General features: G+C 57.7%; 13 protein-coding genes and 5 pseudogenes. 6 read left to right on the forward strand and 12 right to left on the reverse strand.

Annotated elements, in window-relative coordinates; genetic code table 11:
• Window positions 1–78 precede the first annotated feature (78 nt).
• On the reverse strand, window positions 79–693 hold the full coding sequence (locus tag NKH70_RS25225) for a DUF1236 domain-containing protein (RefSeq protein ID WP_353026304.1): 615 nt from the start codon (window positions 691–693) through the stop codon (window positions 79–81).
• Window positions 694–1,037: 344 nt separating this feature from the next.
• Between NKH70_RS25225 and NKH70_RS25230 the strand changes: the two genes are divergently transcribed.
• Window positions 1,038–1,337 carry a DUF1236 domain-containing protein gene (locus NKH70_RS25230; protein WP_352686334.1) on the forward strand — a complete coding sequence of 100 codons (300 nt, stop codon included), beginning with the start codon at window positions 1,038–1,040 and terminating at the stop codon, window positions 1,335–1,337.
• A 398-nt stretch (window positions 1,338–1,735) separates the two neighbouring features.
• Here the strand turns inward: NKH70_RS25230 and NKH70_RS25235 are convergent.
• Both NKH70_RS25235 and NKH70_RS25240 read right to left on the reverse strand, forming a co-directional pair.
• Window positions 1,736–2,304, reverse strand: a pseudogene (locus tag NKH70_RS25235) (IS110 family transposase); the annotation flags it as partial.
• A gap of 304 nt (window positions 2,305–2,608) precedes the next feature.
• Window positions 2,609–2,989, reverse strand: a complete 381-nt coding sequence (locus tag NKH70_RS25240) for a hypothetical protein (protein WP_353026306.1) — start codon at window positions 2,987–2,989, stop codon at window positions 2,609–2,611.
• 184 nt (window positions 2,990–3,173) lie between these two features.
• Here NKH70_RS25240 and NKH70_RS25245 point away from each other — a divergent pair, with 184 nt between their 5' ends.
• From NKH70_RS25245 to NKH70_RS25255, 3 genes and pseudogenes are all read left to right on the forward strand, one after another.
• The gene (locus tag NKH70_RS25245) at window positions 3,174–4,616 is read left to right on the forward strand and encodes a LuxR C-terminal-related transcriptional regulator (protein ID WP_353026308.1); all 1,443 of its coding nucleotides are present in this window, start codon (window positions 3,174–3,176) and stop codon (window positions 4,614–4,616) included.
• Window positions 4,617–4,673: 57 nt separating this feature from the next.
• Window positions 4,674–5,030, forward strand: coding sequence for a hypothetical protein (locus NKH70_RS25250; protein WP_353026310.1), 357 nt, complete (start codon window positions 4,674–4,676; stop codon window positions 5,028–5,030).
• A gap of 421 nt (window positions 5,031–5,451) precedes the next feature.
• A pseudogene (locus tag NKH70_RS25255) lies at window positions 5,452–6,478 on the forward strand (IS110 family RNA-guided transposase).
• A gap of 481 nt (window positions 6,479–6,959) precedes the next feature.
• On the opposite strand, the pseudogene NKH70_RS25260 reads toward NKH70_RS25255, so the two are convergent.
• The 3 genes and pseudogenes from NKH70_RS25260 to NKH70_RS25270 form a co-directional block, all read right to left on the reverse strand.
• A pseudogene (locus NKH70_RS25260) lies at window positions 6,960–7,146 on the reverse strand (thiolase family protein); the annotation flags it as partial.
• Window positions 7,143–7,396, reverse strand: a pseudogene (locus NKH70_RS25265) (3-oxoacid CoA-transferase); the annotation flags it as partial. The pseudogenes NKH70_RS25265 and NKH70_RS25260, both read right to left, overlap by 4 nt.
• A gap of 725 nt (window positions 7,397–8,121) precedes the next feature.
• Entirely contained in the window at window positions 8,122–9,036 is a 915-nt protein-coding gene (locus NKH70_RS25270) for an alpha/beta fold hydrolase (RefSeq protein WP_353026314.1), read from the reverse strand.
• A 204-nt stretch (window positions 9,037–9,240) separates the two neighbouring features.
• Here NKH70_RS25270 and NKH70_RS25275 point away from each other — a divergent pair.
• Window positions 9,241–9,604: pseudogene (locus tag NKH70_RS25275) on the forward strand (SOS response-associated peptidase family protein); the annotation flags it as partial.
• Window positions 9,605–9,692: 88 nt separating this feature from the next.
• Here NKH70_RS25275 and NKH70_RS25280 read toward each other — a convergent pair.
• The 4 genes from NKH70_RS25280 to NKH70_RS25295 all read right to left on the reverse strand — a co-directional run bounded on the left by NKH70_RS25280 (window position 9,693) and on the right by NKH70_RS25295 (window position 16,102).
• Window positions 9,693–10,190: an ATP dependent DNA ligase gene (locus NKH70_RS25280; RefSeq protein ID WP_353026315.1), complete on the reverse strand. Its 498-nt coding sequence runs from the start codon at window positions 10,188–10,190 to the stop codon at window positions 9,693–9,695.
• 280 nt (window positions 10,191–10,470) lie between these two features.
• Window positions 10,471–14,007 (reverse strand): caspase family protein, encoded by a 3,537-nt coding sequence (locus NKH70_RS25285; protein ID WP_353026317.1) that lies wholly within the window; start codon window positions 14,005–14,007, stop codon window positions 10,471–10,473.
• A complete protein-coding gene (locus NKH70_RS25290) occupies window positions 14,007–14,561 on the reverse strand; it encodes an OmpA family protein (RefSeq protein ID WP_353026318.1) in 555 nt (184 codons plus the stop codon). Before NKH70_RS25290 ends, NKH70_RS25285 begins: the two co-directional genes overlap by 1 nt.
• Before the next feature lie 14 nt (window positions 14,562–14,575).
• A complete protein-coding gene (locus NKH70_RS25295; RefSeq protein WP_353026320.1) occupies window positions 14,576–16,102 on the reverse strand; it encodes a C1 family peptidase in 1,527 nt (508 codons plus the stop codon).
• An 851-nt stretch (window positions 16,103–16,953) separates the two neighbouring features.
• Here NKH70_RS25295 and NKH70_RS25300 point away from each other — a divergent pair.
• Complete coding sequence (locus NKH70_RS25300; RefSeq protein WP_353026322.1) at window positions 16,954–17,532, forward strand: hypothetical protein; 579 nt, start codon at window positions 16,954–16,956, stop codon at window positions 17,530–17,532.
• Between the two features lie 510 nt (window positions 17,533–18,042).
• Here the strand turns inward: NKH70_RS25300 and NKH70_RS25305 are convergent.
• Complete coding sequence (locus tag NKH70_RS25305) at window positions 18,043–21,438, reverse strand: caspase family protein (RefSeq protein WP_353026323.1); 3,396 nt, start codon at window positions 21,436–21,438, stop codon at window positions 18,043–18,045.
• Window positions 21,439–22,057: 619 nt separating this feature from the next.
• Entirely contained in the window at window positions 22,058–22,597 is a 540-nt protein-coding gene (locus NKH70_RS25310; protein WP_353026324.1) for a DUF3624 family protein, read from the reverse strand.
• Between the last annotated feature and the right edge of the window lie 836 nt (window positions 22,598–23,433).

Below are 23,433 nucleotides of genomic sequence, written 5' to 3' on the forward strand. Positions count from 1 at the left end.
CACAAGGTGTCCACCTATTTTGGTGGACACCTCATGCATCAGAGCACTCAACAGCAAAAGGTGCGGGGAAATTCGCGCTTACGGATCGACGATGACGATGCGGCCGTCGGCGAGCACGAAATACTCGTAATTTTCGTAGGCCGGAACGATCTTGACGATGCGCGCCGGCAGACGATGCAGTCGGACCTTCTTTCGCGGGACCTCGACACCGACAGAGATGTCGAAATCGACATTGGAAACCGGTTGGGCGTTCGTCTGCTTGATGACCTGCGTGATCTCTGTCTTCTGTTCAACGGTCACATTGCTGATGGAAGCCGTCGAACTCTGGTCCTGCTGAGTCGGCGTATTACCCTGAGCCTGGTTTGTGGTCGTGGTCCCAGCCTTACCCTGAGCCTGCTGGTCGGTCTGCATCTTGGAGCTGCCCTGAGCCTCCTCGGTGGTGGTGGTTCCAGCCTTGCCCTGGGCTTGCTCCTCGGTCTTCATCTTCGTGTTGCCCGTGGCCTGCTGCTCAGTGGTGGCGCCAGCCTTGCCTTGGGCCTGCTCTTCAGTCTTCATCTTCGTGTTGCCCGTGGCCTGCTGCTCAGTCGTGGCGCCAGCCTTGCCTTGGGCTTGCTCGTCGGTGTTCAGCTTCTTGTTGCCTTGCGCCTGTTGATCAGTTGCAGCGCCGGCCTTGCCCTGAGCCTGCTCGCCCATCTTGACGCCGTTCTGGCAATTGGCAGTGCCGGCTGCACAATTGGCGCCGGACTGGTCGTCGGTCGACTGCTGCGTCTGGGCAAGTGCAGCCCCTCAGCTGACGCTGATTGCTAGCATGCTGGTGATCAGAACGCCCTTCATGAGAGATCTCCTTGGAAAACGCGTCCCTTCACCGCTAAAACTGTGGCTAAAAAACTTTGTTCCAAACTAATGGAGGGAAACGGCAAGCGATCCGAGTGGCGGAACAAGCTCCACCTGATGACGTTACCGGCCTATAGCGACCCCGCTGCGAACAGCATGACGCGGCGCAGCGCAGAGGTGGCTCACGACGAAAGGAGACGATCATGAGAATGCATCTTTCCGCGGCCGCGGCCGGGTTTTTGCTGCTTGCGGGTATCGGCGCCGCTGCCGCTCAGGACGTGGTCATCGAACCGCAGCAGGAGACGATCGTACGCGAGTATGTGAAAAAGCAGCCTCTGGCGTCCGTCCAGCTCCCCGGCGTGGAGCTCAATGTCGGCTCGACCCTGCCCGATACCGTCGAGCTTCATGAAGTCCCCAACGTCAAATACCGCTACGTCGTCGTCGACAACCAGACCGTCCTGGTCGATCCAGGCACACGCAGGATCGTGAAGGTCATCCAGTGAGCAAGCGCGTCGCTTTGAAGGGACATGCGGCGCGTCTAGCATTGTCGACATCCCACACTGCTGCCCGTGTTGGGCATTCGGACGCAGAAAGGCCCGCCGTTTCGAAGCACGGCGGGCCTCATAGCGGAGACGACGTCCGGACACTGGTGGAACGAGAATATCTCTCGATAGTTGTGGGAATGGGTTGCGGAATATGAAATGATAGGTTGCTCCGAAGAGCTACCCTGAAGCTGAAACACGATACCGGCATCTTTATGCCTGTAGTCTGGCTGCTTGGGGTTTACGTGCTGGCCGCAATCGTGCTGTTTTCTCTGCGGTTGATCAACGTGTCTAGGATTCGCCCGCAGGGAACTTGGGCCCTACCTCAACGAGACCGATTGCGAACTGGTGGAGATGATGAGCGCTGGCGGCAGTGGACGCCATCTCCGGTAATGAGCGCGTCGAGGCATTTGCGTCGATCGCCTTTCAACGGTTCGTATCCGGACACACCTTGGCTGAACAAAAGGCCCTTTATCCTGTTGACGTGCCTGATCCGCTCGTTCGTCAGCGCCTTCCGCTCCCGCACCAACCGGCGACGGTCTTCCTCCTCCGGCGTTGGCACTCGCAACATCGCGCAAACCCGAGGCTCGCCGCGGTTGTAGGCCAACAACGCTCCCAGTGCTTCCCCATCAATCCTGTCGGTCTTGGCCCGCCGGCGGCGACGCGATGTGGCAATGGATGCCGGGTCCACGACATAACTCTCGATGCCTTCGCGTTCGAGGACCCGATGTATCCAGAATCCATCCAGACCAGCTTCCTGGATTGATATGACCCGGAAACGCTGCCCTGTCCGCACTTCCGCCTTTCGTTGCAGCTCTGCGAAGTGATCGAGCAAACCCGGAATGTCGCCCCCCGGCACGAGGTGTCTCGACATTCTCTCGCCCCCACCTAGCGAAAGCGAAGTCACGAGCCATTTTGAACGAGACAGCCCTCCAGGTGATGTTTGGCGACTTCACTCTGGCAGAGCGCTGGTCGCCTTCCACCCCCATAGGATCTTCACGCAAGCAGATCGGCAGCTTTCGAGCATCCCGTTGGCAAAGCAGTCATTCAGCTCACGACCCCAGGTGGACGCTCGTTCGCCCTTGGCCGAATTCGCGCCCCTGACTGCTACTCTAGACCGAACATCTAGCTTGGAACTCAATGGGGCCACCGAGCCGAAACGACCAGACTAGGAAGCCAATTGACCACAATACTTGCCTGATATGCTGCCCCGGTTGCGCGCTCCAGAACGGTCACTCGTCGAGCCAGTATTGGCGGGAACAGCCGAACTGGCGCGAGGCGACAGATTGGCGCTTGGCGACAAATGCCATTGCGGAGAGACTCCGGAGCGAGTTGTTCGCTTTCGCACCAGGCACGATCGTGTAACCCTGATCGACCAGTTGCAATTTCAGCTCCCTGAGATGCCGTTTAAAGCCGTTCTCGATTTGGCTCCGAGGGTAGCGCCATCCGTTCCTGCACGCTCGGATGAGAACGTCGGAATACAATTCGGCACTAACGGCTCTCGTGGCATCTTCGGAAATCAGCTTGCCACCAGATTGCGTGCCTTCGGACAAGCATGGTCCAGCCGACAAAGGCAGCACCAGCATTGCGGCAAAGATAGATGACTTTGTCATGGATACCTCCTGTTACAGAATGGATCGGGGGGTCTGCGACCCGACGAAACCCTACCGACAGGAAAGCCTAGAATTGCTGGCGGTCGGATGGGATCGTTCAAATGCAGTGTTTTCGAGATCGCATCTGTAGTATTTTGCCGTGCCGGGTCGGCCACAACTCGTAGCGGATCGGAGATTTGAAGCGATGCTTCGCGCCGTGAGCAATCCTCTGACCAGTCTGTCGGACCGGGAGCGGGTGGTCGCTGCAAAATTCGCCGAGGGGATGACCTATCGGGAAATCGGCGAGACGCTCTTCATAGCGCCGACTACCGTTCGGACCCATCTGTCGGCCATCTATCGGAAACTCGATATTCGCAACAAAGTGGCGCTTGCAACCTTGCTTGCCGACCAACACGAGCAAGACACGGGCCAGGCACCATCCGGGGGCCTTTCGGTAGAGGGCTCAGGGCCAACAGTCGTTGCGGTTCTCCCTTTCGACAATCTGAGTGCGGACGAACCATGGAACCGCCTGGCCGATGGCTTGTCGGCGGACATCATTGTCGATCTCGCTCGCTACCCCGATCTTGCGGTCATCGCCCGCCAGACCATGCTCTCGTACAAGGGACGGCGCGATGACGTGCGATCCATCGGGCGGGAACTGAATGCGGATTATCTACTTGAGGGGACCTTGCAGGCGGCAGCGCAGCAGCTGCGGATCTGCGTCCAACTCGTCGACGCGCGCACTGGAGTCGATTTGTGGACGGTCCGCTATGATCGATCAGCGGAAGATCTGTTTGCGATGCAGGACATGGTCACCGAAAACGTCGTCAATGTCCTTGCTAGCTGTTGCGGCAAGCTCGCAAAACTTCGACGTGATGTTGTCCGTCGAAAACACCCCGCCAGCTTTCGTGCCTATGACTACTATCTGCTCGGCGTCGAGCAGCACAATTTGTACACGCACGCTTCGAATGCGGAAGCGGTGCGGCTTCTGACCCGTGCCATCGAGCTGGACCCGGGTCTTGCCAGAGCCTGGACAGTCTTGGGGCTGGCGCATGCCGTCGCCGCCATCAATGCGTTTACCACTGACCCTTCCGCCGCAAAGGAGCGCTGGAAACTGTGCCTCGAACGAGCTTTGGCGCTCGACGCGGGTGATACCCATGCGCGCATATGTCTAGCCGAGCTTCGAGCCTTGCAGGGCGATCTCGTTGCCACAGCAAGAGAACATGATCTTGCCTTGGCGGCCGCCCCGCACGATGCCGATACCCTTGCCTTGCTTGCCGGAGGAAAGGCATTCGTGACAGGCGACCCGCAGGAAGGATATGAACTGGCGAAGCGCGCGATCCGTCTCAATCCACATGTTTCCTGGTACTATAGCATGCTGGGCCGGTCGAGCTTCGTTGTAGGTCTCCACAGAGAGTGCCTGACCGCGTTCAGCCAAGCTCCGCCGGACTCGCCTGCAACGCTGCTGTTCCAGGCCATGGCGCACGCCATGCTCGGCGAAACACCTCAGGCAATAAAGATTGCCAACCGGTTGGCGAGAGAATTTCCAGACATTTCGGCCGAAGGATTTATCGGCTCCTATCCAGTCACCAATCCTCCTGCAATTGCTGCGATCCGGGAGGGCGCCCGCCGCGCGGGGCTGGCCTAGCTTCAATTGAGATACCATTGCGGAGCCCTCGGCGCGACCAAGCGAATCTTAGCGACAATGTTGATTGCCTATGGCGTCGTAGACGCTGTCGGCTACGCGCAGGCGCAGAATCCGCTCACCATCATTGCACCAGTCTCTGGTCAAACTGTTGATGGGACGCTCTCCTTTTCCGGGACGGCTTCCGTCAACAGCATTACACGGCGCGGAACCATTAGCGGACAGACCAATGCCGGGGTCGAATGCCGAGGGACGGCTACCGTCAATATTACGTTCTCGCATGGAGAAGGAACGATCGTTTGCGGGCAACTCTCGTCCCGGTTCGTGTTCTCGCTGACCAGCAGACGACCCCCGGCTGGCACAGGAACGGGAACCCTTTCCGACGGGCGCAAGGTCATGTTGAGAATAGGACAATGACCACAATCGACAGCCCCTCTGTCGAGAAGTGGCGAGCTGAAAACATTGATGTACGTGGGCTCGACTATTACTCTTGCCAAAGCCGATGGAAGCCGAGTCGGTCGATGACTTCGGACGCGGAAAACGGGAGCCTGCGAGGGCCCCGTCGTAGCGGATTAATGGGTGGGCAACGCCTTCTCACGGCGCACGTTGCTTTCGCCCGTTCGGCCCAGTGGCCGAGCAGCGTTGACTGCGGAAATCGCGCGGATGGATTGGAAAGACTAGAACGGGCCGCAGAACGAACATGACGTAATCGCGGGAGCGGTGGCCACCAAAGCTGTGGCGGCGATGTTCGGAGCTCTAGCCGGCTGGCTGTCCCCCGATAGGATGAAGAACGGGCTCACGATGGACACCGGGCCCAGGCATCGAACGGAGGACAGCCATGGAGCAGTATATCGGTCTCGACGTATCCATGAAAGAGACGGCAATTTCGATCCGGCAGGACGGCAAAAGGATGTGGCGGGGCAAGTGCGCGTCCGACCCGCAACTACTCGCGGCGCTGATCCGCAAGCGCGCCCCGTATCCCGCGGGTCGTGTTCGAGACGGGGCCGCTGTCAGTGTGGTTCTACCATGCGCTGACGGCAGAGGGGCTGCCGGTGATCTGCATCGACGCGCGGCATGCCAAGGCCGCGCTTGACATGGCCGCGAACAAGACCGATGCGAACGATGCCGATGGCCTGGCACATCTAGCCGAGGTCGGCTTCTACCGAGAGGTTCGGGTCAAAGGTTTCGACAGCATGCTGATCCGCACGCTGATCACCGCGCGGCGCCAGCTTCTCAAGATGCGTTTGCAGATATCCAACCAGATCCGCGGATTGATGAAGACGTTCGGCCTTGTCGTGCCCAAGGGCGCCGGCAGCGTGTTCGAGCGCAACGTTCACGACCTTCTGCAAGGCGAAGCAAAGCTGGCGCGCATCGTCGTGCCAATGCTTCGGGCATGGAGTGATATTCGATACCAGATTGCAGAGCTGAGCAAGCAACTAGCCGCGATGGCTCGTGAAGACCAGCACTGCCGTCTGCTCATGTCGGTGCCCGGTGTCGGCATCGTCACAGCCACCGCCTTTGCCGCGGCCGTGGAGGATCCGGCGAACTTCAGAAACTCGCGCGCCGTGGGCGCATGGGTAGGCCTGACCCCGAGACGCTACCAGTCCGGCGAGGTCGATAATGACGGTATCTCGCGCCGTGGCGACAATCAGTTGCGCGGACTGCTATACGAGGCGGCCGCGGTCATCCTGAACCGGTCGACGAATACCAGCACCCTGCGAACCTGGGCGTTGGAGCTGAAAGAACGGCTCGGCTTCAAGCGAGCGGCCGTGGCCCTGGCGCGCAAGCTGGCAGTGATCATGCATGCGATGCTCCGGACGGGCGAGCTGTTCGATCCGCACGGAGGAACGCCCGCCGCTGCCTGATCCTGCAGACGCTCGACTACGACGATTTCTTCAGGCCATTCAACCAATAGCGTTCTTACAGGACGCACCGAGCCGTCCCTGCCGGGACGTGGCTGAGATCATTCCGCGAAGCGGGAAGCAACTGCTTCGTTAGCAGAGTGCGTAACGAACATAGGAAGATCTCACCTGCGAAACTCATCCTGCGGCGATCTTTGCATCGACCGCGTAGACGACCCTGTATCCGGCATACGAACGAACGAGCATGGACAGAAAGGACGACTGCCTTGCACTCACCCCCTTGACGGCCGAGCGATTAGACGACCCGCTGCGCGGGAGGCTGCCCGCGATTGAGGTAGAGATCAAGAACCGGCTGTCGCGCCCGCATTGAGCGGGGTTCGGCAGCGGCAGAGCATCACGGGCTTCTTCAACAAGGAGCCTGACCATGCCCCATCCCATTCTCGATGCCCCCATCAGCCCGCTGCGCCAGCGACTGATCGACGAAGTCTTCGCCCGCCTGATTGGCGCAGCCGAAGATCACGTCGTCCACCGCCTCCCAATCGACGCCGCCGTTGCGCAGGCAACGCCTTGAGCGCAATGGTGGCGAGATCGTCGGCCCGCACCGAAGAGAGCGCCCCGCCAAAACGGCCGATCGGCGTTCGGATATAGTCGCAAATGAAAACCTCCGTCACCTAGAGCTCCGGGGACCGATCAGGTCGGCAACGGTGCCAGTCACCAGCAGTTCGGCGCGCAGTAACGAGCTTGCAGATCATCAAGCGACAATGCGGGGAGCTTCTCACGTAGGACGAAGCGCCCGCCCTCGATGTGGATCACCGCAAGCGAGGTATAGACGCGCGTCACGCACCCGACGCCGGTCAGAGGCAGGGTGCAGCGCCTCAGAAGCTTGGGCTTGCCGTCTTTCGTCACGTGATCGGAGATCACCGGTGTGAATCAGCACCGAAGGTCGACCCCTTCTCAAATAGTAATAAGTGCCTGACTTTGCGTCCAAATTCGCTACGCGTGGGGGTCGCCGTCGGCGCCGATCCTGACCCCGCCTAATCTCCATTTCATGTCAGCAAATCAAGACGTTACCGAATCTTTGCACGGGGTCAACCTTCGACGCCGATTCACAAGCAAAACGGTCACGGGCTCTTCGAACGTGCCGACGGTGTCCAATATCGTTGCTGTGGCGGCGCCGTGCAAGGAAGTCGTCGAGGCTCATTCAGTCGACGGGATTTGTGCCGGCGCCTGGCTGATGAACTCCAAATGGAGATGCAGCTCGAAATCGCGAAACTCTACAGCGCACCCGCTGGTGGAGAGCATCTTTTGGGCCGCAACGGAACGGATGGTTCACCCGTAGAGTCTTGGGGAGGTTGCGAAAGGAGACCAGCATATGACCTGCGAACGAGACGCACTGCCGGCCCTTTTCAGCCTCTGGCGTCCGCCTTGGCCATCCGGGACCGAATAGTCTCCTTGCCGTCAGCGAGCTCTCCCGGAGGCGCCGGAGGAGCACGTAAAGGAATGCCAGCTAGCGCATGCCCCTGATGAACGTGGCCGCGCAGCTCACAATTGCTCGGCGTCAGAAGATGTCCTGGCCAGCATGGGCTGGCCGGTCATGGTCGCTCTCCGTCTGGTTTGCGCGCCGGCGTTAGCGGGCAACGGATACGCTACTTGGCGAGGAAGTCCGTGATGAGCTTGACCGTGGCGTCCGGGTTTTCCTCCATGATCCAGTGACCGGAGCCCGGTACGATCCCAACAGTCACATGGGTCGCGACATAGCGTAGATCGTCTGCCTGGGCGGTGCCGAAAGACTTTTCAGCGCCAACGGCTAGCACCGGCATCGAGACCTTGCCGCCCTTCGCCAACAACTCCTTGTTATCCGCCGCATCCTGGTTAAAGGCGGCGAATTGCTCGAAGGCGTCGTGCATGGCGTGAGGTCGCGCGTAAAGTACGGAGTAGTGCTTGCGCGTTGCTTCGTCGATGGCCTTCGGATTGGCTGACAACTCGTTCCAGAAACGGTCGAGATAGATACGCTCGCGCCCGGCTACCAGCCGCTCCATGTCGGGACCACGAAAGTTGAAATGCCACAGCAACGGCAGACGGATGATGTTGTCCCAATCGCCGATGCCCGGCAGCGGCGCATCGATCACAACCCAGCGGGTGACTCGGTCGCGATACTGGGCGACGAAAGCGTAACCCACCATGTTGCCGATATCGTGGGTGACGAGGTCAGCCTTCTCGATCTTCAGATGGTCGAGGATACCGGCAATGTCGACGGCCTGGTTTTTCTTTGTGTAACCGGTGTCGGGATGGGCGGAAAGTCCCATGCCGCGCAGGTCTGGCACGATTACGGTGTGATCTTGCATCAACTTCGCCGCAACAGGCGCCCACATGTCGCCACTGTCGCCGAAGCCGTGCAGCAGGACGACGGCGGGGCCCTGTCCCCCGATGCGGACATTAAGGCTCGTGCCGTTGGTTTCGATCGATTGCGTCTTGAAGCCTGGCGGGAATGGGACGACCCGCGCCGTGGCCGGCAAGCTAGCGAGCAGCAGAGCTAGCACTGCCATGATCATCCTACACATGTCGTCCTCCGTGAACGTTGTTGCACTGAGCCATGCCGACGTGGCGTGTGGCTCCCGATCCGCTTCGATGAGGAGAATAAGGACTCGCAGACGGCCCTAATAGGGGCTCCGTGGGCATTTCTGCAATAATACCCGCTAAGGGAATTTGAAGTTGTTTGGATTGAAGCGGTTCGCGCGGATCGGCCTGAAGCGTTCGAGGGGTCGGTCTATACTTTCCGCTCAGAGGGCCGAGGTCACCTCCGGTCGCTGCCTGATCGTGGCGGACGGCTTCTACGAGTTCACCGATCCGGAAGACCCCAAGAAGAAGCGCAAGGACAAGTGGCTCTTCACAAAGAAGGAGGAGCCGATCTTTTGCATCGCCGGCATCTGGCGTGTAATGCCTGAGGTCGGCGAGGCATTCACCATACTGACGATGGAGCCAGGACCCGACATCGCGCCCTACCACGACCGGCAGATCGTCATCCTCGATCGCAGCGCGTGGGCGGATTGGCTCGACCCTTGGGTGTCGGCCAAGTCGCTGATCAAGTCCCTTCCACCCGGCACGCTGCAGGTAGAGCAAGTCGGATGAAATGAAGCGAGTCGGCGGCCGATGCCGATCAGGGATGGGGCGCGGAGCGCACCACCTGCCGGGCTGGCTTGTCCTGACGCTCGCCTTGTTACGAGACCTGGCGCAGGAGATTGTCTTCCGTCCAGGTGAGATAGGTGACCTCGACAACCACTTCAGGCCTGACCCAATGTACGCGCGACAGCTCAAGCGGCGAGCCGAACCGGCTCTCACGTGGCGGTGGGGCATCGAGGGGCATTCGAGCTGCCTGAAGTGGTTCAAGCCGGCCAGCCAATCGCTTGAGCTCTGCAACCGTGATGCCCGTGCCGGCGCGGCCCGCGTACATCAGACGACCACCATCGGTATAGTAGCCTAGAAGCAGCGAGCCGATGTGCGGCCGGGTTCCAGTCGGATCGGTCCAGCCGACGACGATGAATTCCTCTCTGTTGAGACACTTTGACTTGACCCATAGCCCGCGATCGCCGGATGTATAGGCGCTGTCGATCCGCTTTGAGATAGCGCCCTCGAGTGCAAGCCGGCAGGCGTGCTTGCGGAACGCAGGCCCGTCGCCGATCACGTGATCGCTGAAGCGGGGTCGGGCGCCTGCCATTCAAAATACTCCCGGACCTCCTCGATCGGGTCCCGCGAGGGGCTCGTCGCACCGCGCTGCACAGGTTTTTCGAAAACCTCAGCAATAGCCCGTTGAGGACGTCGCCAGGGACTCCTGCATCTCCTACGGGACGGCCAGAAACCACCTTAAGAACGTCTTCAGCAAGACGGACGCGCGTTGCCAGTCAGAATTTGTCGCGGTTCTCGCGCAATTTTCCAGGACGCTTTCTGGGGCGGTTAGCGAATGGCCTGGCTGTCACAGCCAGACTATCGGGCTTCCTTCATTGCAATTGGACGAGCGACATCACACTCACATATCCTAGTTTCTTCCCATCCCTTCCGACCAGAGCCCAACCGCCTTGCACAGGCTCCACAACGGACACCTGCGAGCCAGCCGGAAGCGTCATCGTGTTGGGAGAGCTCTCGTTGGCCTCAGCCTTCACTCCCGCCTCGGCGATCACGACGTGTGTCGGCTTCGCGGGAATGCTCGTGCTTTGCTGGTTGGCCGTCAGCACGGTCGTTCTGTTCAGGAGCGGGTAATTCGAACCAACGATTTTCATCTGCGGTATCTGTCGTATCTTGAAGGCGTCGTAGCTGACGTTCGGAACGTTGCTGTCGACGAACCCCGCCAGCTCGGTAACGTCAACCAAACCATCGCTGTTGGCGTCGGCCGCGCCTATGCCGTCCAGCACGACGTAACTGAAGATGCCATGACCTTTATAGCCTTCGAGAGCCGGTGCATCGTCAGTGGAGGCCGATAGGACCGTCCTTCCGATAGAGCGGGTCAATCGGTCTAGGGCGGCAATCCGCTCAATGCCACGGACGGTAGCCTTGTCCGAAGTCAGCGACCCGCTCTCGCACGTATCATAGAGCAGCAGGCTCTTGCGGGCCGGTATCATAGCCAGCCATTTCTGGAACATATCCTGATCGATCCCGCTCTTCACGATGCTTTCCTCGCCCTCGTAACGAAAATCGTACGGGAGGAAGTAATATCGGCCGTTCACCGTCTTCCCGTGGCCGGCCGCGAAAAACATAAAGACGTCTTGCGGGGCAATCTTTTTAGCGAGGTCGGCGAACACCTTGTCGAGGTTGGATGCCGTTACGTCGTTGTCCGCGACGACGGTCACGTCGACGCTGTCGTAGAGCTTTTCACCACCGCGCTTGAAGGCGTCTGCCAGTGCGCGCGCATCGGGTACGGCGTAGGCGAGCCGCAGGCGGCTGTCCCAGTACTCGTTGACGGCGATTGCCATGACGAAAAGCTTGGGAGGAGCAAGGTTCGTGGCTTGCCACAGGATTACCGCCACGGCAGGCTGGGAGGCGAGCATTCCAGCCGCGTTATAGGCCAGCACCTCTATGCGGTTCTCGCCGTCCATGAGAGCGACCTTCTTGCGAATTGAGATCGGGCGCTTCGATCCGGACGGCTGACTTGGCTCATCGATTGCAATGGTTACGCCGTTGACTGACCACTCGACCTTTCCCACCGCTGTACCGGAGACTAGCGCCACCATCTCGACCTCGCCTTTGGGCGAAATCGCCGACTCGGATTGCCTGACCGAGACAGCCGGAGCAGGACCGCTAGCAAGCACCTTCCTGATATCGAGCTTTGCGGCAGCTTGGCGAGCCAAACCCTGTGGGTCTCCGGCCAGTTTCTCCTGAACTAAGTCAGGTCGGTAAAGGACCTGATAGGCTTGGTCTATTGATAATGATTCGATACCTCGAACAACGTTCAATGCTTTTGCTCCGTCGTCCGAGGCGGCGAAGAAACCGTCAGCCACAAGGGTTGCCCATTCGTCAAGCTTTGAAGGAACTGTCATAGTGAGCGCTTCGCCAGCGTTGGAGTCCCAGATGCGCAACGTCTTGTCCCAACTCGTGGAGACGATACGGTCGTTTCGAACGAAATGGATGCTTGTTACCTGATTGAGGTGGCCGATCAGAGTCTTGTCGACCTCTCCGCGCTCGAAGTCCCTGACGATGATGTCAGTTCCGCTGATTGATGCGAGCTTAATACCATCCGGACTTAGAGATATGCCCCAGACTGGAACTCCATCATCCTGTATAGTTCGTATTGGCTTTTCCTCGTCAGGGTTCCAAACTAGGATTTTCCCGTCGTCACCCGCAGTGACAAAGGTGCTGTCCGGGCGAAAGAGAACAGCGTTTATAGCACCACTCTGGCCCTTGAAGGTGCGTATGGAAGCCCCGCTTCTAGCGTCTACGATCCTTAACAGACCCAATTCGCCCACGAGCAATACCCGCATCCCGTCAGGAGTGAAAGACAGTGATCGGACATCTTGAATGGACTTGTATTGGAAGCCTTCAATGGCAGTTCCCGATGTGAAGTCCAGGAGAGATAAATTCTTCTGGTCGTCGGCTGCGATAATTCTCGTGTTGTCAGCGGAGAGGGCGAACTTTGTGAATTTACCTTCTCTGGGCGCAATTTTACGAAGGGTCGTTCCTGTAGATGCGTCTTGAAAGCTGATTGCGCCGCCCCCGTCGATGCTAGAAACCATCGTTTTGCCAGCGACCGAATTCAAGGCGATGTCATGCCCTGCCGGGAAAGTATTAAGCTGTAAAGTACTAAGCTGACTCCCAGTGGCGACGTCCCATTGCCTGAACTTCCCGTCGTTTCCCAATGTCCCGAATTCTCCTCCAGTCGGAACGGCATATATTTTGGAATCAACCCCTTCATATTGGGTTTTTGCTTCTTCACCTGAATTCAGATCGATCACCTTTAGCTGGTTGTCCTTCGTAACTGTCGCGAATGTGGTGAGATCGGGCGTGAAGGAGGAAGAAAGGGTATATCTATTGAAGTTGGTTTCGAAATTATTCGTATCTACATTTGGCATCGTCATGAGCTTAGAACCGGTATCGGTATCCCAGAAAATCCAGTTTCCGTCCCTCCCGAGGGACAGCAACCGCGTTCCATCACTGGAAATAGCTACGATCTGGTTTGCTTTGCCATCGTGGCCTTTGAGCGTTCTTGTCTCCTTCTTCCCCTTGACGTCGACGATGTGAACCGACCCGTCGTCGACGCATCCAAAAGCGAGGGTGTCTGCAGTCGCCGTCAGCGACAGCCCCCGCACCCAACATGGTGCTTGATAGATGAACTTCGATTTTCCGGTTTTCAGGTCGAACAATCCAATGGAATTGTCAGCCGACATCGCTACGAGGTCGCTCGAATCCGGGAAGGCTGAGTTACCAACATGGACCTTCCATTTTCGGATCTGTTTGCCGTCCCCCAACCGATAAAGCCGCGTTGATTCGGTCGACGCTACCAGAATTTTGGATTCATCGGGAGCGATGCCTATCAGCCGCCCGTCAAATGTCGCCTTGATCGATCTCTCTTCGAAGTTAGCAATAAATACTTGGTAGCCATCGGAAATGATCGATAAACCCTCATTGAGTAGGTCTAAGGTAGTCGGAGGCTTTGGAAAGTTGATCTCCCCCAACTCTCGGCCGGAATTCGCGTCGACTTCAACGATCTTGTTTTGTCCGCTCTGTGATCGCCGTATCAGCAATCGATCCCCTCTCTGATTGATTGCAATGTTCTGCCAGGGACCTTTTGTTCCTGGGAACCGCCTAAGATGCAGGCCCGTACGTCCATCCCGCAGATCAACACTCCCGTCCCAACGTGCCGTAACGAGCAGTTTCCCGTCATTCGTCAACTGAACGGACTGGGTTCCCGCGGCGTCCTGCTGCGGCTTAATTTCGATTGGCAGCTCCTCCTGTGCTACAGCGGCTGCAAGGCTGAGACATAGCCAAGCGGCCATTGCGGCGATCGTGGCTGAGAATATTTTCGGGGGGGTCCTGTTGGCGAACATCACTGCGTCTCCCCGAGATTCACGATCTGAACTCTGCGATTGATACCGTCTTCGGGATTGGCGGCGTCGAACAATTGGCTCTCGCCATATCCGCGGGCGACCAGGCGTCGTTCGTCGACATTCATCTGGCTCACCAGGTAGCTGACGATCGACTGAGCTCTGCGTTCCGAAAGGTCCTGGTTGTATTCGTCCGTACCCTTGGCGTCAGTGTGACCGCCGATCATGAAGGTGTAGTTTGCGAGGCGTGGGTCGCTGAGGGCCGTGCCAAGTCGGCGCAGGGTGATCGTGGCGTTGTCGTCAAGTTGCGCGGAGTCGAATGCGAACGTTACCCGAATGTCTATCGAGGGCGGCTTGGCGGGGTCGGCCTTGGGTTCGCTGACTTCGAGACCGCGCAGGCCGCGAACGCCGGGCTTCGGAGTTGTTCCGTTGTCGGCCGGTTTCGGAACGAGAGCCTCAATGATTGTCTGGGAATCCGGCTCTTCTTGCGCGCTGACGGTGGCCGCCGGAAGAATTGCCGACCATGCGAGAACCGTGGATATGTACAGGCCTTTCATCGTTCCTCCTCGCCTCATCGGTCGGCCGCCTTGTGGGTCTCGATTATCTGAAATGACGCCCCTATATCCCGACCGCCTTCGCCGTCCTTGCCATAAAGGACAGCGCGGCGAAGGGCCGTCAGGAATTCTCTTTCGGTTTCGACGCGGGGACGGTTTTCGGCAAACAGCGGACTTTTCGACGATACTACGACCAGAAGCTCCTGTCCGAGCGGCTCCTTCACGCGATAGGTCGGACTGCCATCGCTTCCATCGCCCATGACGATCTCGGTCCTTGGCCTGAACTGACGGAGCGCCAGATCGGCGGACATCATGTTGACTGCGCTGCCGTCCGCCTGGATGTATGTCATTTGCAGGTAGCTGTCCCGGCCGGGGGTGCGCAGCGCAATCTTGAGGATATCGGCTTCGTAAAGGTTTTTCTTGCGCCCGCCGTCGATCCTTGGAACGTCGCCAACGCTCACCTCGACAAGCGTGGTTGCGACTTCGCACTGAGGCCAGGGATAAAGGTCCACATCCAGCTTGGCTCCGGATGCCTGCGCGTACGAGGATAGCCGATCAAGTTCCGCTTTCTCCCCGACGAAACCCGTGAGCGTTTTCTCATCGCCCGCCTCGACGAGCTTTACGCGACCGCACGAAACCTGCGGCATGTCTAACTGCGGCTTCGGCTGCGGCTGCGGCTGCGGAACCGGACCGACTTCGACCGGTGAAATCGGAGGGGTGTCGAGCCGCATGGCATATGCCTGCAGGACGTCGCGCTTCACCGCATCATAGCTGATCCAGAAATATCCCTTGTCGCCCCAATCGGGACCCCATGAGTTTATCACCCTGAACGCCTGCTTGCGCTCGTCATAGCCGACGGCCGTTACCGCATGGAATTCGACCATGTCCATTTCCGATCCGGCGTAGACATCTTTGCCGTTATAGGTCTCCAACGCCGCGGGGGCTTTCATCCCGAATATTACCGGGTGGCCGTTGGCCAGTTCCCCTTTCACCTGATCGGCCCTCTCGGGATCGACGCGAACCCAGCCGTTGATCTTGAAATCGGTCGCCTTCGATTTCACGCCCTCGGGTGTCTTCTGACATCTGTTCACGTCGTACCGGTAGTCGCTCTGGGACACTGCACCGCCGGTCAGCAACTTCAGGGCATCGGATATTTTGCTCCCCTCTTTGCAGTCCATGGGGTTGTCGCGTATCGAGTCATAGATGAAAGCCGGGCTGACCCGGTTTGACTGGCGCTGGATATCGCGATGCTCGGACGCACTTGCGTAGTAGGAGCGTGCCGCGTATCCGACTGCCCAACCCACGCACGATCCCTGGCTGCCCTGGTCACCTACTGGTGGCATGCGCTTCGACAGATCGATCCTTTCAGGGAGGAAGGCGCGGAAGTTCGGGGACTCGGGAAAGGAGCCGTAGACATCGCCGTCTTCAAGCGTGAGTCCCCTTGATTTCGTCGTGTCGTCCGGGGGAAGGGTCTGCCCGTGTGCGGCTTGCGTTATCCATGCTAGCCCTTGCGTCAGTGTCACTGCAATCGAGACCGCGGCCACTCTCCCAATTGATAGCGACCGATGGCTCGCCATTGACCCCTCCGCCCTTGCAGACCCAGATTCTCCCAAACCGATCGGAGTTTAATGACGTCGATAAATATCCGCATGACCCGTTTGGGTCATGCGGATAAGGCTAGAAGCTTTCAAATCAGCTTCGCAAACCATGCGCCTTTGATAAGGGGCAATTGCGTTGGCCGATGTCGCTTTGTAGTTAATCATGAGAATCGCTTGCCAACAATTTCAGTTGGTTAGCTGTGCACTTAATTGAGGACGTGCACATAATTTGATAATCAAACAAATCAAACTGGGCCATGGGCATTTAATGTGAGAAGCAGTGTTGGCAACGCAGCGGCATCGAATTTGCCCAAGACGGCGTATCAAATGGCCGGCTTCGTCGGTATCCGCCGACACGACGTGGCGGTTAGGGTCACGCTGACGCGCGGATCCACGATGCCCCCCAATGAGAGCACTCGCTCTGCTCGGCTAATTGATTCTGATGCCGACCAAGCGCAAGATTGCAAGTTACTGCCCTGACATTACGATCAAAGCCAAATTGTGCTGAACGCCGGAAATGGACAGTTCACATGTGAAGTGATGCCCTCGCACTTGGTTGGCGCCAACCTGCTTGAGCGAGGCGATCTTTGGATCGCAAGTCGAGGACGAGGAGGGAATAAGTGCGATTATTGCTAGCAACTGCCGCACTCGCTTTATGTTCGCTAATCCAGGCTAAGCCAACCTGGGCTGCGTGCGTTGAACCTTCGCCGCCCTCATGCGTGTGGGAACCTGAAAGATTTAAGAACAACGCGCAATATAAACGCTGCGTGGTAGATCTCGCGCGTTACCACGCTGAAATGACACTCTATGCCAAATGCAATGTAGCCGAGATCTCTGCCATACAGCGAACGCTAGATCAAGATAGAGAGACTGCCTACGAACCGTATTTTCTTGCAAGTACCCTCTATGAGTACCGCTCCAAGGCGGGGATACAGAACGACGTTAAAATGTGCCGATCGGCGATTCCTTATGCGTCAGGTAGCAAAGCAAGTGACATTGTACAGATTAGCGTCGTTATAGATGCCAGCCGAATGGCCGCAGTATTCCAGGTTTCTAACGGACAAATTACTCTGACCTTAGCGAATGTGGAGTTTTCTGAGCATGTAGTGAGGCCACGGCTGAGGGCTGACTCCATTATCACCGACGCCAACGCCGGTGAGGAGTTAATAGTACACGCTATGGCGCTAGAAGCTGACCCAGAATTCAAAGGTGCTTTCCGGTCTGGGATTGACCTAATGAAAATAAGATCCGTTAAGATGTACAAAATTCTGCAATCCACTCAGGTTGGCCATCCGTACCTGATTGATGCTGCCGATGAGAACGGGAACAAGCTCGGCGCATTCTTAGGTGGTCTAATGATAGGCACTTGCAAATGACTGATGGGCCGGTGTCGATAAAACAATGCTGGGTGTGAAATGCGACTAACATCTACACTTCCTTTGATGATTATATTTTCAACACTCCATTCGGGGCCCGCGGCGGCTGTTTGTATCCGGCCCTCTTCCGTTCCGATCTGCGTTACGGTGGAGGGGAAGTTTGCGGATGAGGCTGACAAACGTGGATGTAAAGAGGAATTGGACAGCTACTTGCTGGAAATTGATAGTTTTCTATCATGCAGATCTGAGGAAGTTGCAGAGCGCACACATAAAACCGCACTATCTAGTCAACGCGCATTGGATCGGTATTCAAATGCTCTTGATCTAGTTAAGCGCCGTACAAAACCATAAAATCTGGGCGAGCAAAGGACGTTGTAAATTCTACCGTAGAACTCCATGAAAAACGGGGAGTTGCCAGCACAGGAAAGCTTATCACGGAACAGCTTGGTCTGCATTGAGAGTCGCTCCCGGGTCCCGAAGCAGCCAAGCCGATAACGGCGTTCGGCGACATCACCCCCAATGCAGTCGCGCCAGCGCCTTTTCGTTGACGTAGCCAAGCATTTTGCCGTCGCGGGCGACGAGCGCCCAGCCGTCGCTGCTCTCTATCAAGACGACCAGGGTGCCGACGGGGAGTTCAGTCTGGCCGGGGGCATCTCCGCGAGCGAGATCCCGCACCGGGGCGGCGGCAATCACCACATGGGTCGGTTTGGTCGGGATCGGCGGCGTGGTCGGATCGAGGTCCACCAGGGCGGCTATGCTCGCGCCAAGCGGGAAATCAGAGCCGACAATGCTCATCTGCGGGATCTGCCGCTGCTTGAACGCCTCGAAGCTGTATTCCGGCACCTTGCGGTCGACATAGCCAGCAAGCTCGGTCACCTGGATCATGCCGTCGGCATTGCCGTCGGCCGCTCCCAGCGCCTGCAGGACCGCATAGGTGAACACGCCATGGCCGCGATAGCCCTCGATCGCCGGCTGGTCGTCGGTCGCGGCGGAGAGGATGGTGCGGCCCATCGCCCGCGTCATCTTCTCCAGCGCCACCACGCGCTCCATGCCGCGCTGGGCGATCCGCCCGCCGGTCAGCGAGCCGCTCTCGCAGGTGTCGTAGAGCAGGATGCTCTTCTTCGCCGGGATGCGCGCCAGCCAAGTCTGAAACAGGTCCTGGCCGATCCCCTGCTGCGGGACCGACTGCTCGCTCTCGTAGCGGAAGTCGTGCGGGATGAAGAAGTAGCGGCCGGCGACTGTCTTTGCATGGCCGGCGACGAATAGCACAAACACGTCGCGCGCCCGGACCCGCGCACCCATCGCCGCGAACGCTCTGTCGAGGCCATCTTTGGTGACGGCGGCGTCTTCGACCGTCATCACGTCGACGCTCTCGTAGAGATCGCTGTTGCCGGCCTGGCGCAGCGCCTCGCCGACCGCGCGGGCGTCCGGCACCGCGAAGGCCAACTGCAGCCGGCTGTCCCAGTAGTCGTTGACCCCGATCGCCAGCACATGCAGCCGCGGCATGGCGTTAGCCGGAGCGTCCGAGTGGACCTTCAGGCTCGCCGGCGTCGACGCGACCAGGTTCTTGGCGTTGTAGGCTACCACCTCGATCAGGTTGTCGCCGGGCTCGAGCGGCAGCACCTGCCTCATTTCGCCTCCCGCCTCGACCACGCGGGCGGTGACGCCATTGACGCGCCATTCCACCCGGCCGACCCCGCCGCCCTTATCCTCGAGCGAAATCTCGGCCGTCACGCTGTCTTGGAACACCGCATCTGCGCCGGGCGAGACGACGTCGACCACCGGCGGCGCGCCGCTCCCGATCGCAGCCGTCAGATCGAGCCTGGCCGCTGCCTCGCGGACAATGCCATTCGGGTCCCCCGCGAGCTTCTCCCGCACCAGATCGGGCCGATAGAGAACCTGATAAACCTGGTCGACCGAAAAGACATCCAAACCGCGAACCACGGACAGGTTGTTTGCGCCATTCGGCGATGCCGTGAAGAACCCCTCAGGCGTGATCGTTATCCATTCGCCGTCAGTAGAGAGAAAATGACTGGCAAGCAGTTCACCGGTCGTAGGATCCCAGAGCCGGATGCCCTCCGCATTTGCGCTTATAAGACGCTTGCCATCTGCGCTGTAGATTAACCGCCAAGCCGATTCGCGACTACCAGAAAGGCTATGGCTGAGCTTCCTTTCTCTCAGATCCCAAATGTGAATGATGCCATCGTCGGCAGACAAAGCTACAGTCGAACCATCTGGAGAAAGCGCCGCGTTGTAAATGTGATTAAAGTGATGACGCCCTGGAATAACAAACTGATCAACAATCTTCAGTTCAGGAGCTGAATAAATACGTGCCGCGTAATTCTTACCTTGATCGGTGTTCACAACCAAAATCGAGCGTTCGTCCGTAAATAGATAAACATCGCCAGAGGTTACAGGAACGTCCGCTTGTGCGACCATCTTTTTGTTTATAATATCCCAAGACGTAACGTTAAAAGTACCGTTCGTGTACAAATATCGTCCATCGGACGAAATGTCTACTGAAGCATTACTGTGCTCGTTATGAAAGGACCAGACTTTCATATTTCTTGTCAGGTCGAAAATCGACGCAGTGTCGATGCTAAAGTGGAGCCCAAACTTTCCGTTTCGTGCTATGAATAACGTTTCGCCTCCGTCCCCCTCGACTTCGAGGGGAGTCACTGCTCCGGCAGGGGAACGGTGAAACGGCTTCCAATCCTGATCACTATAAAGCATGTCGCCGCTTGGCGACGCGGTGAACCGCGCTGGGGCAGGAATATTCTCACCCGTTTCCGAAGTTTCGCCTGTGAGAATGTCGAAGTGATAAAGCCGTCCATCGTGCTCGATCAAGACTGTCTTGCTGCCCGGATCCAGGAAGGTGGCGGCTTCATGCGCCGCACTCGGTCCCAAATGGTCGACAATTACATTGCCATCGATATCCACGATTTTGCTGCTATCTAATAGATTATACTCGTCGCCGATGAATTCCACTTCGTTGAACTGGCCTTCTAAATTTTTGATTCGTTTCCAGCTACTTGCATCAAATATACTTAGACCAAAGCCCGAAGTGACAGCTAGGAACTTGCCATCTGCGGACCAACTAGCGGAATCGAGGTCGTCGGCAAAGCTCAGAGTAGCGATTTTCTTCCAGGATGCTGTATCCCAAATATACGCGTTGTGATCTTGATAACCACCCGAAATCAGAAACCGGCCGTCAGCAGAAAAAGATAATTCGTTAACGGCGCGGGTGGAATGTAACCGAAAAGCCTTTATCGGCCTTCCATCGGAGGAGAATATCCTAACATAACTATCCCAATCTCCTACGGCGAACATATTCCCGCGCGGAGATGCCGCGATTGCTGCGACCCAACCGCTGGCAAAGTTTTTTAAGACAGCCTGAGTACTTATGTCCGCGATATGGATGTTTTTGCTTTTGCCGTCCCCCCCATACACGATTCTCCCTCCGGGCAGAAAGGCTATTGCGTTCACGGATACTGATCCTTTTGACCTGAATTTCGCGAGCTCTTTTCCAGAAGTCGCGTCCCAGACCGTCGCGCTGCCGTTGGAGTCTCCAGCGGCGACAAATTTATGATCGCCAGATATTGCGACCGAGACTACAGATCCCCCGAACCTTCTGACTAAACGGCGCCGACTAATATCCCACAGCTCGGCACCATCCCCGGCGATTACGGCATATTGCCCGTCAGCAGCCACGTCGAATCTGGAGCCATTAGTAAACGCAGGCGTCAGTTCGATAGGCAGGGTCTGCGCAAGCAGCAGTTGCGGCCAAATTAGGTTCAGCCCCCCGAGTAGGGCAGCCCACGCCATCGAGCGAACGATTTGGCACCGCGATGCCTTCGGTCGGATGGCTGCGTTGCCACAGCGCAGATGTGAGACGGATCTTGCCAAAACGACGCTCCTTTATCACTCGGGCGCCACCCCAATCGGTGCTCTCGGCACTGACCTCAGGCTGCCCAAAAGGTCAGAGCGGGAGCTGCGCTAGCAGGTCTGCCCGCCACAGTCGTTGCCACAGCTATGGCAACGCCAACAAACTCGACCGCCTCCATCCGATCCCCAAAATGGCCGGAAACATGGTTCGCAGTCGTCGTTGCCACATCCCCCATACGATTGCGCGCGGGCCTGGTACGGGAAAAAGGAAATCATTGCCGCTGCGGACAAACCTCTCCCTATCAACACAAAACCAGAGCGTCGACTAACGTTGACCTGTTCATCGCGCGGGAGCCGAATGCGAAACAGAAACGCGATCATGTGTCCGGCCCAAAGGAGAGTCAGCATAAAGGCTGCCGCGGCCATGTAGATTGCCGCGCTTCGCTGTCCAAACGATATCGCAATTAATACAAACGCCCAAAGGGTCGCGGCACCTAAAAAAGCCTGTCTGATGCAAATGTGGCAATTCCCAAGACGGCCAAAAAGAAAGCTTCGCATCTCGTCCTCCGAGGTTCGCCAGAGCTGCGGCATGGAAGATCAGGACCGCAATTCTTCCTGACTACCTACCGTTTTGCAGGTATCAAAAACACGCGTGGTTGCTGCTGTCACAAGATGTGCCGTCCTGGCAGCACCATGAGCTGTTCCCCCATTGGCAACAGAAAGTACCTGGGCCACATTGGCCATCGTAGCAATTCATCGCCAGTTGCGTACCAGCACCCTTCTTGTGCGAATCAAACTCCACTGTCCTCGGCATAGTCGTCATAATCGCCATGCTCGCGAAGGCAGTTGAGAAATTTGCGATGAAAGACCTTCGAAGAGGGGAATGCTCGCCAGCCTTCACGTCCGACGGGGACTGCAACTTCGTTCGCCGCAGGGAGTAGCGGATTGCATATATAACCAGGTGCAGCAGCCAAAGACCTGACAGAAGTAATGCAAGCGCGACTGAATAATGCAAGATAGGGCCAGCACTTGTTATGAACCCCGATCCAATAATCACCCAAACTGCTAACCAACCAATGCAGGATGCGATAAATGACTGACGCATGCACTTTGGGCATCTTCCTATATCGTATAGAAACCTGAGGGATCCGTGGCCAGGCTGCAATCGTTGTTCGCCCATAGCTTCTACTCCCAGTCGCTGATGTTGTATCGTGATGCGTCAAGTCCAATCGGGTTTTACGGGTCCTCGCACAAACCGGAGCATATTGCCGCGCACGCTTGTCCGGCGAGATCGCAGCCCTAATGGTCATACGCGCAGGCCGCGAAACTTCTCTTGTTTCGGCAACCGGGGGGATACCACCGCTGGTCCGACACGGTTAAAGTCCGATGCCGATCCCAAGCACTTCGTGGATTTTGCCAAGGAATTGATCCAACCATCGCGACGCTTGTCGCGTGGTCAGTTTCGCTCTGTTGGGCTAATGCCGCGAATGGCAAGGATGCCGCCCCAAACACGCAGTTCAAAGCTACGGCCCACTGGAAAATTCGCAGTTTCATGCCAGCCCTCCGTTCTGATAGGATCGTGATAAGATGAGACTGTTTGCTCTCCGTCGCATAAGCGCTCCTGACCACTGACCCATCTCATGGTGTCGTAGTAAGCCCACATTTGTTCCAGACAGCGGTTCAATCGTCCCTGCTGCCGCGCCGGCGTTGCGAGTAACCTTGCTGCCCGCGATCGCGACCAACCCAGCTCACCTCCTCAGGCCCCTTGCATCTTGGCGATGACACCGAAATCTCCTGACACGGCAAAACATATTAGCCGCTTACCAACGACCGCGCCTGACCCATTTGGGTTATGAGCAAGTCCAATCGTCGGACTCGCAACCGGCGTGGAAGAGCGTATGGTTATAGGGGTGAGGCGACGTGTACCCACGGGTGTCATTTACGCCTACGCCCTGGGGCATTGCGTGTTGGCTCTGTGAAGCATTGCCAAGCTCTGTTTCGCAGGTTCAAGGGGGA

It is taken from the genome of Mesorhizobium sp. M0991 (genome assembly GCF_040318915.1).
Classification (GTDB): Bacteria; Pseudomonadota; Alphaproteobacteria; order Rhizobiales; family Rhizobiaceae; genus Mesorhizobium.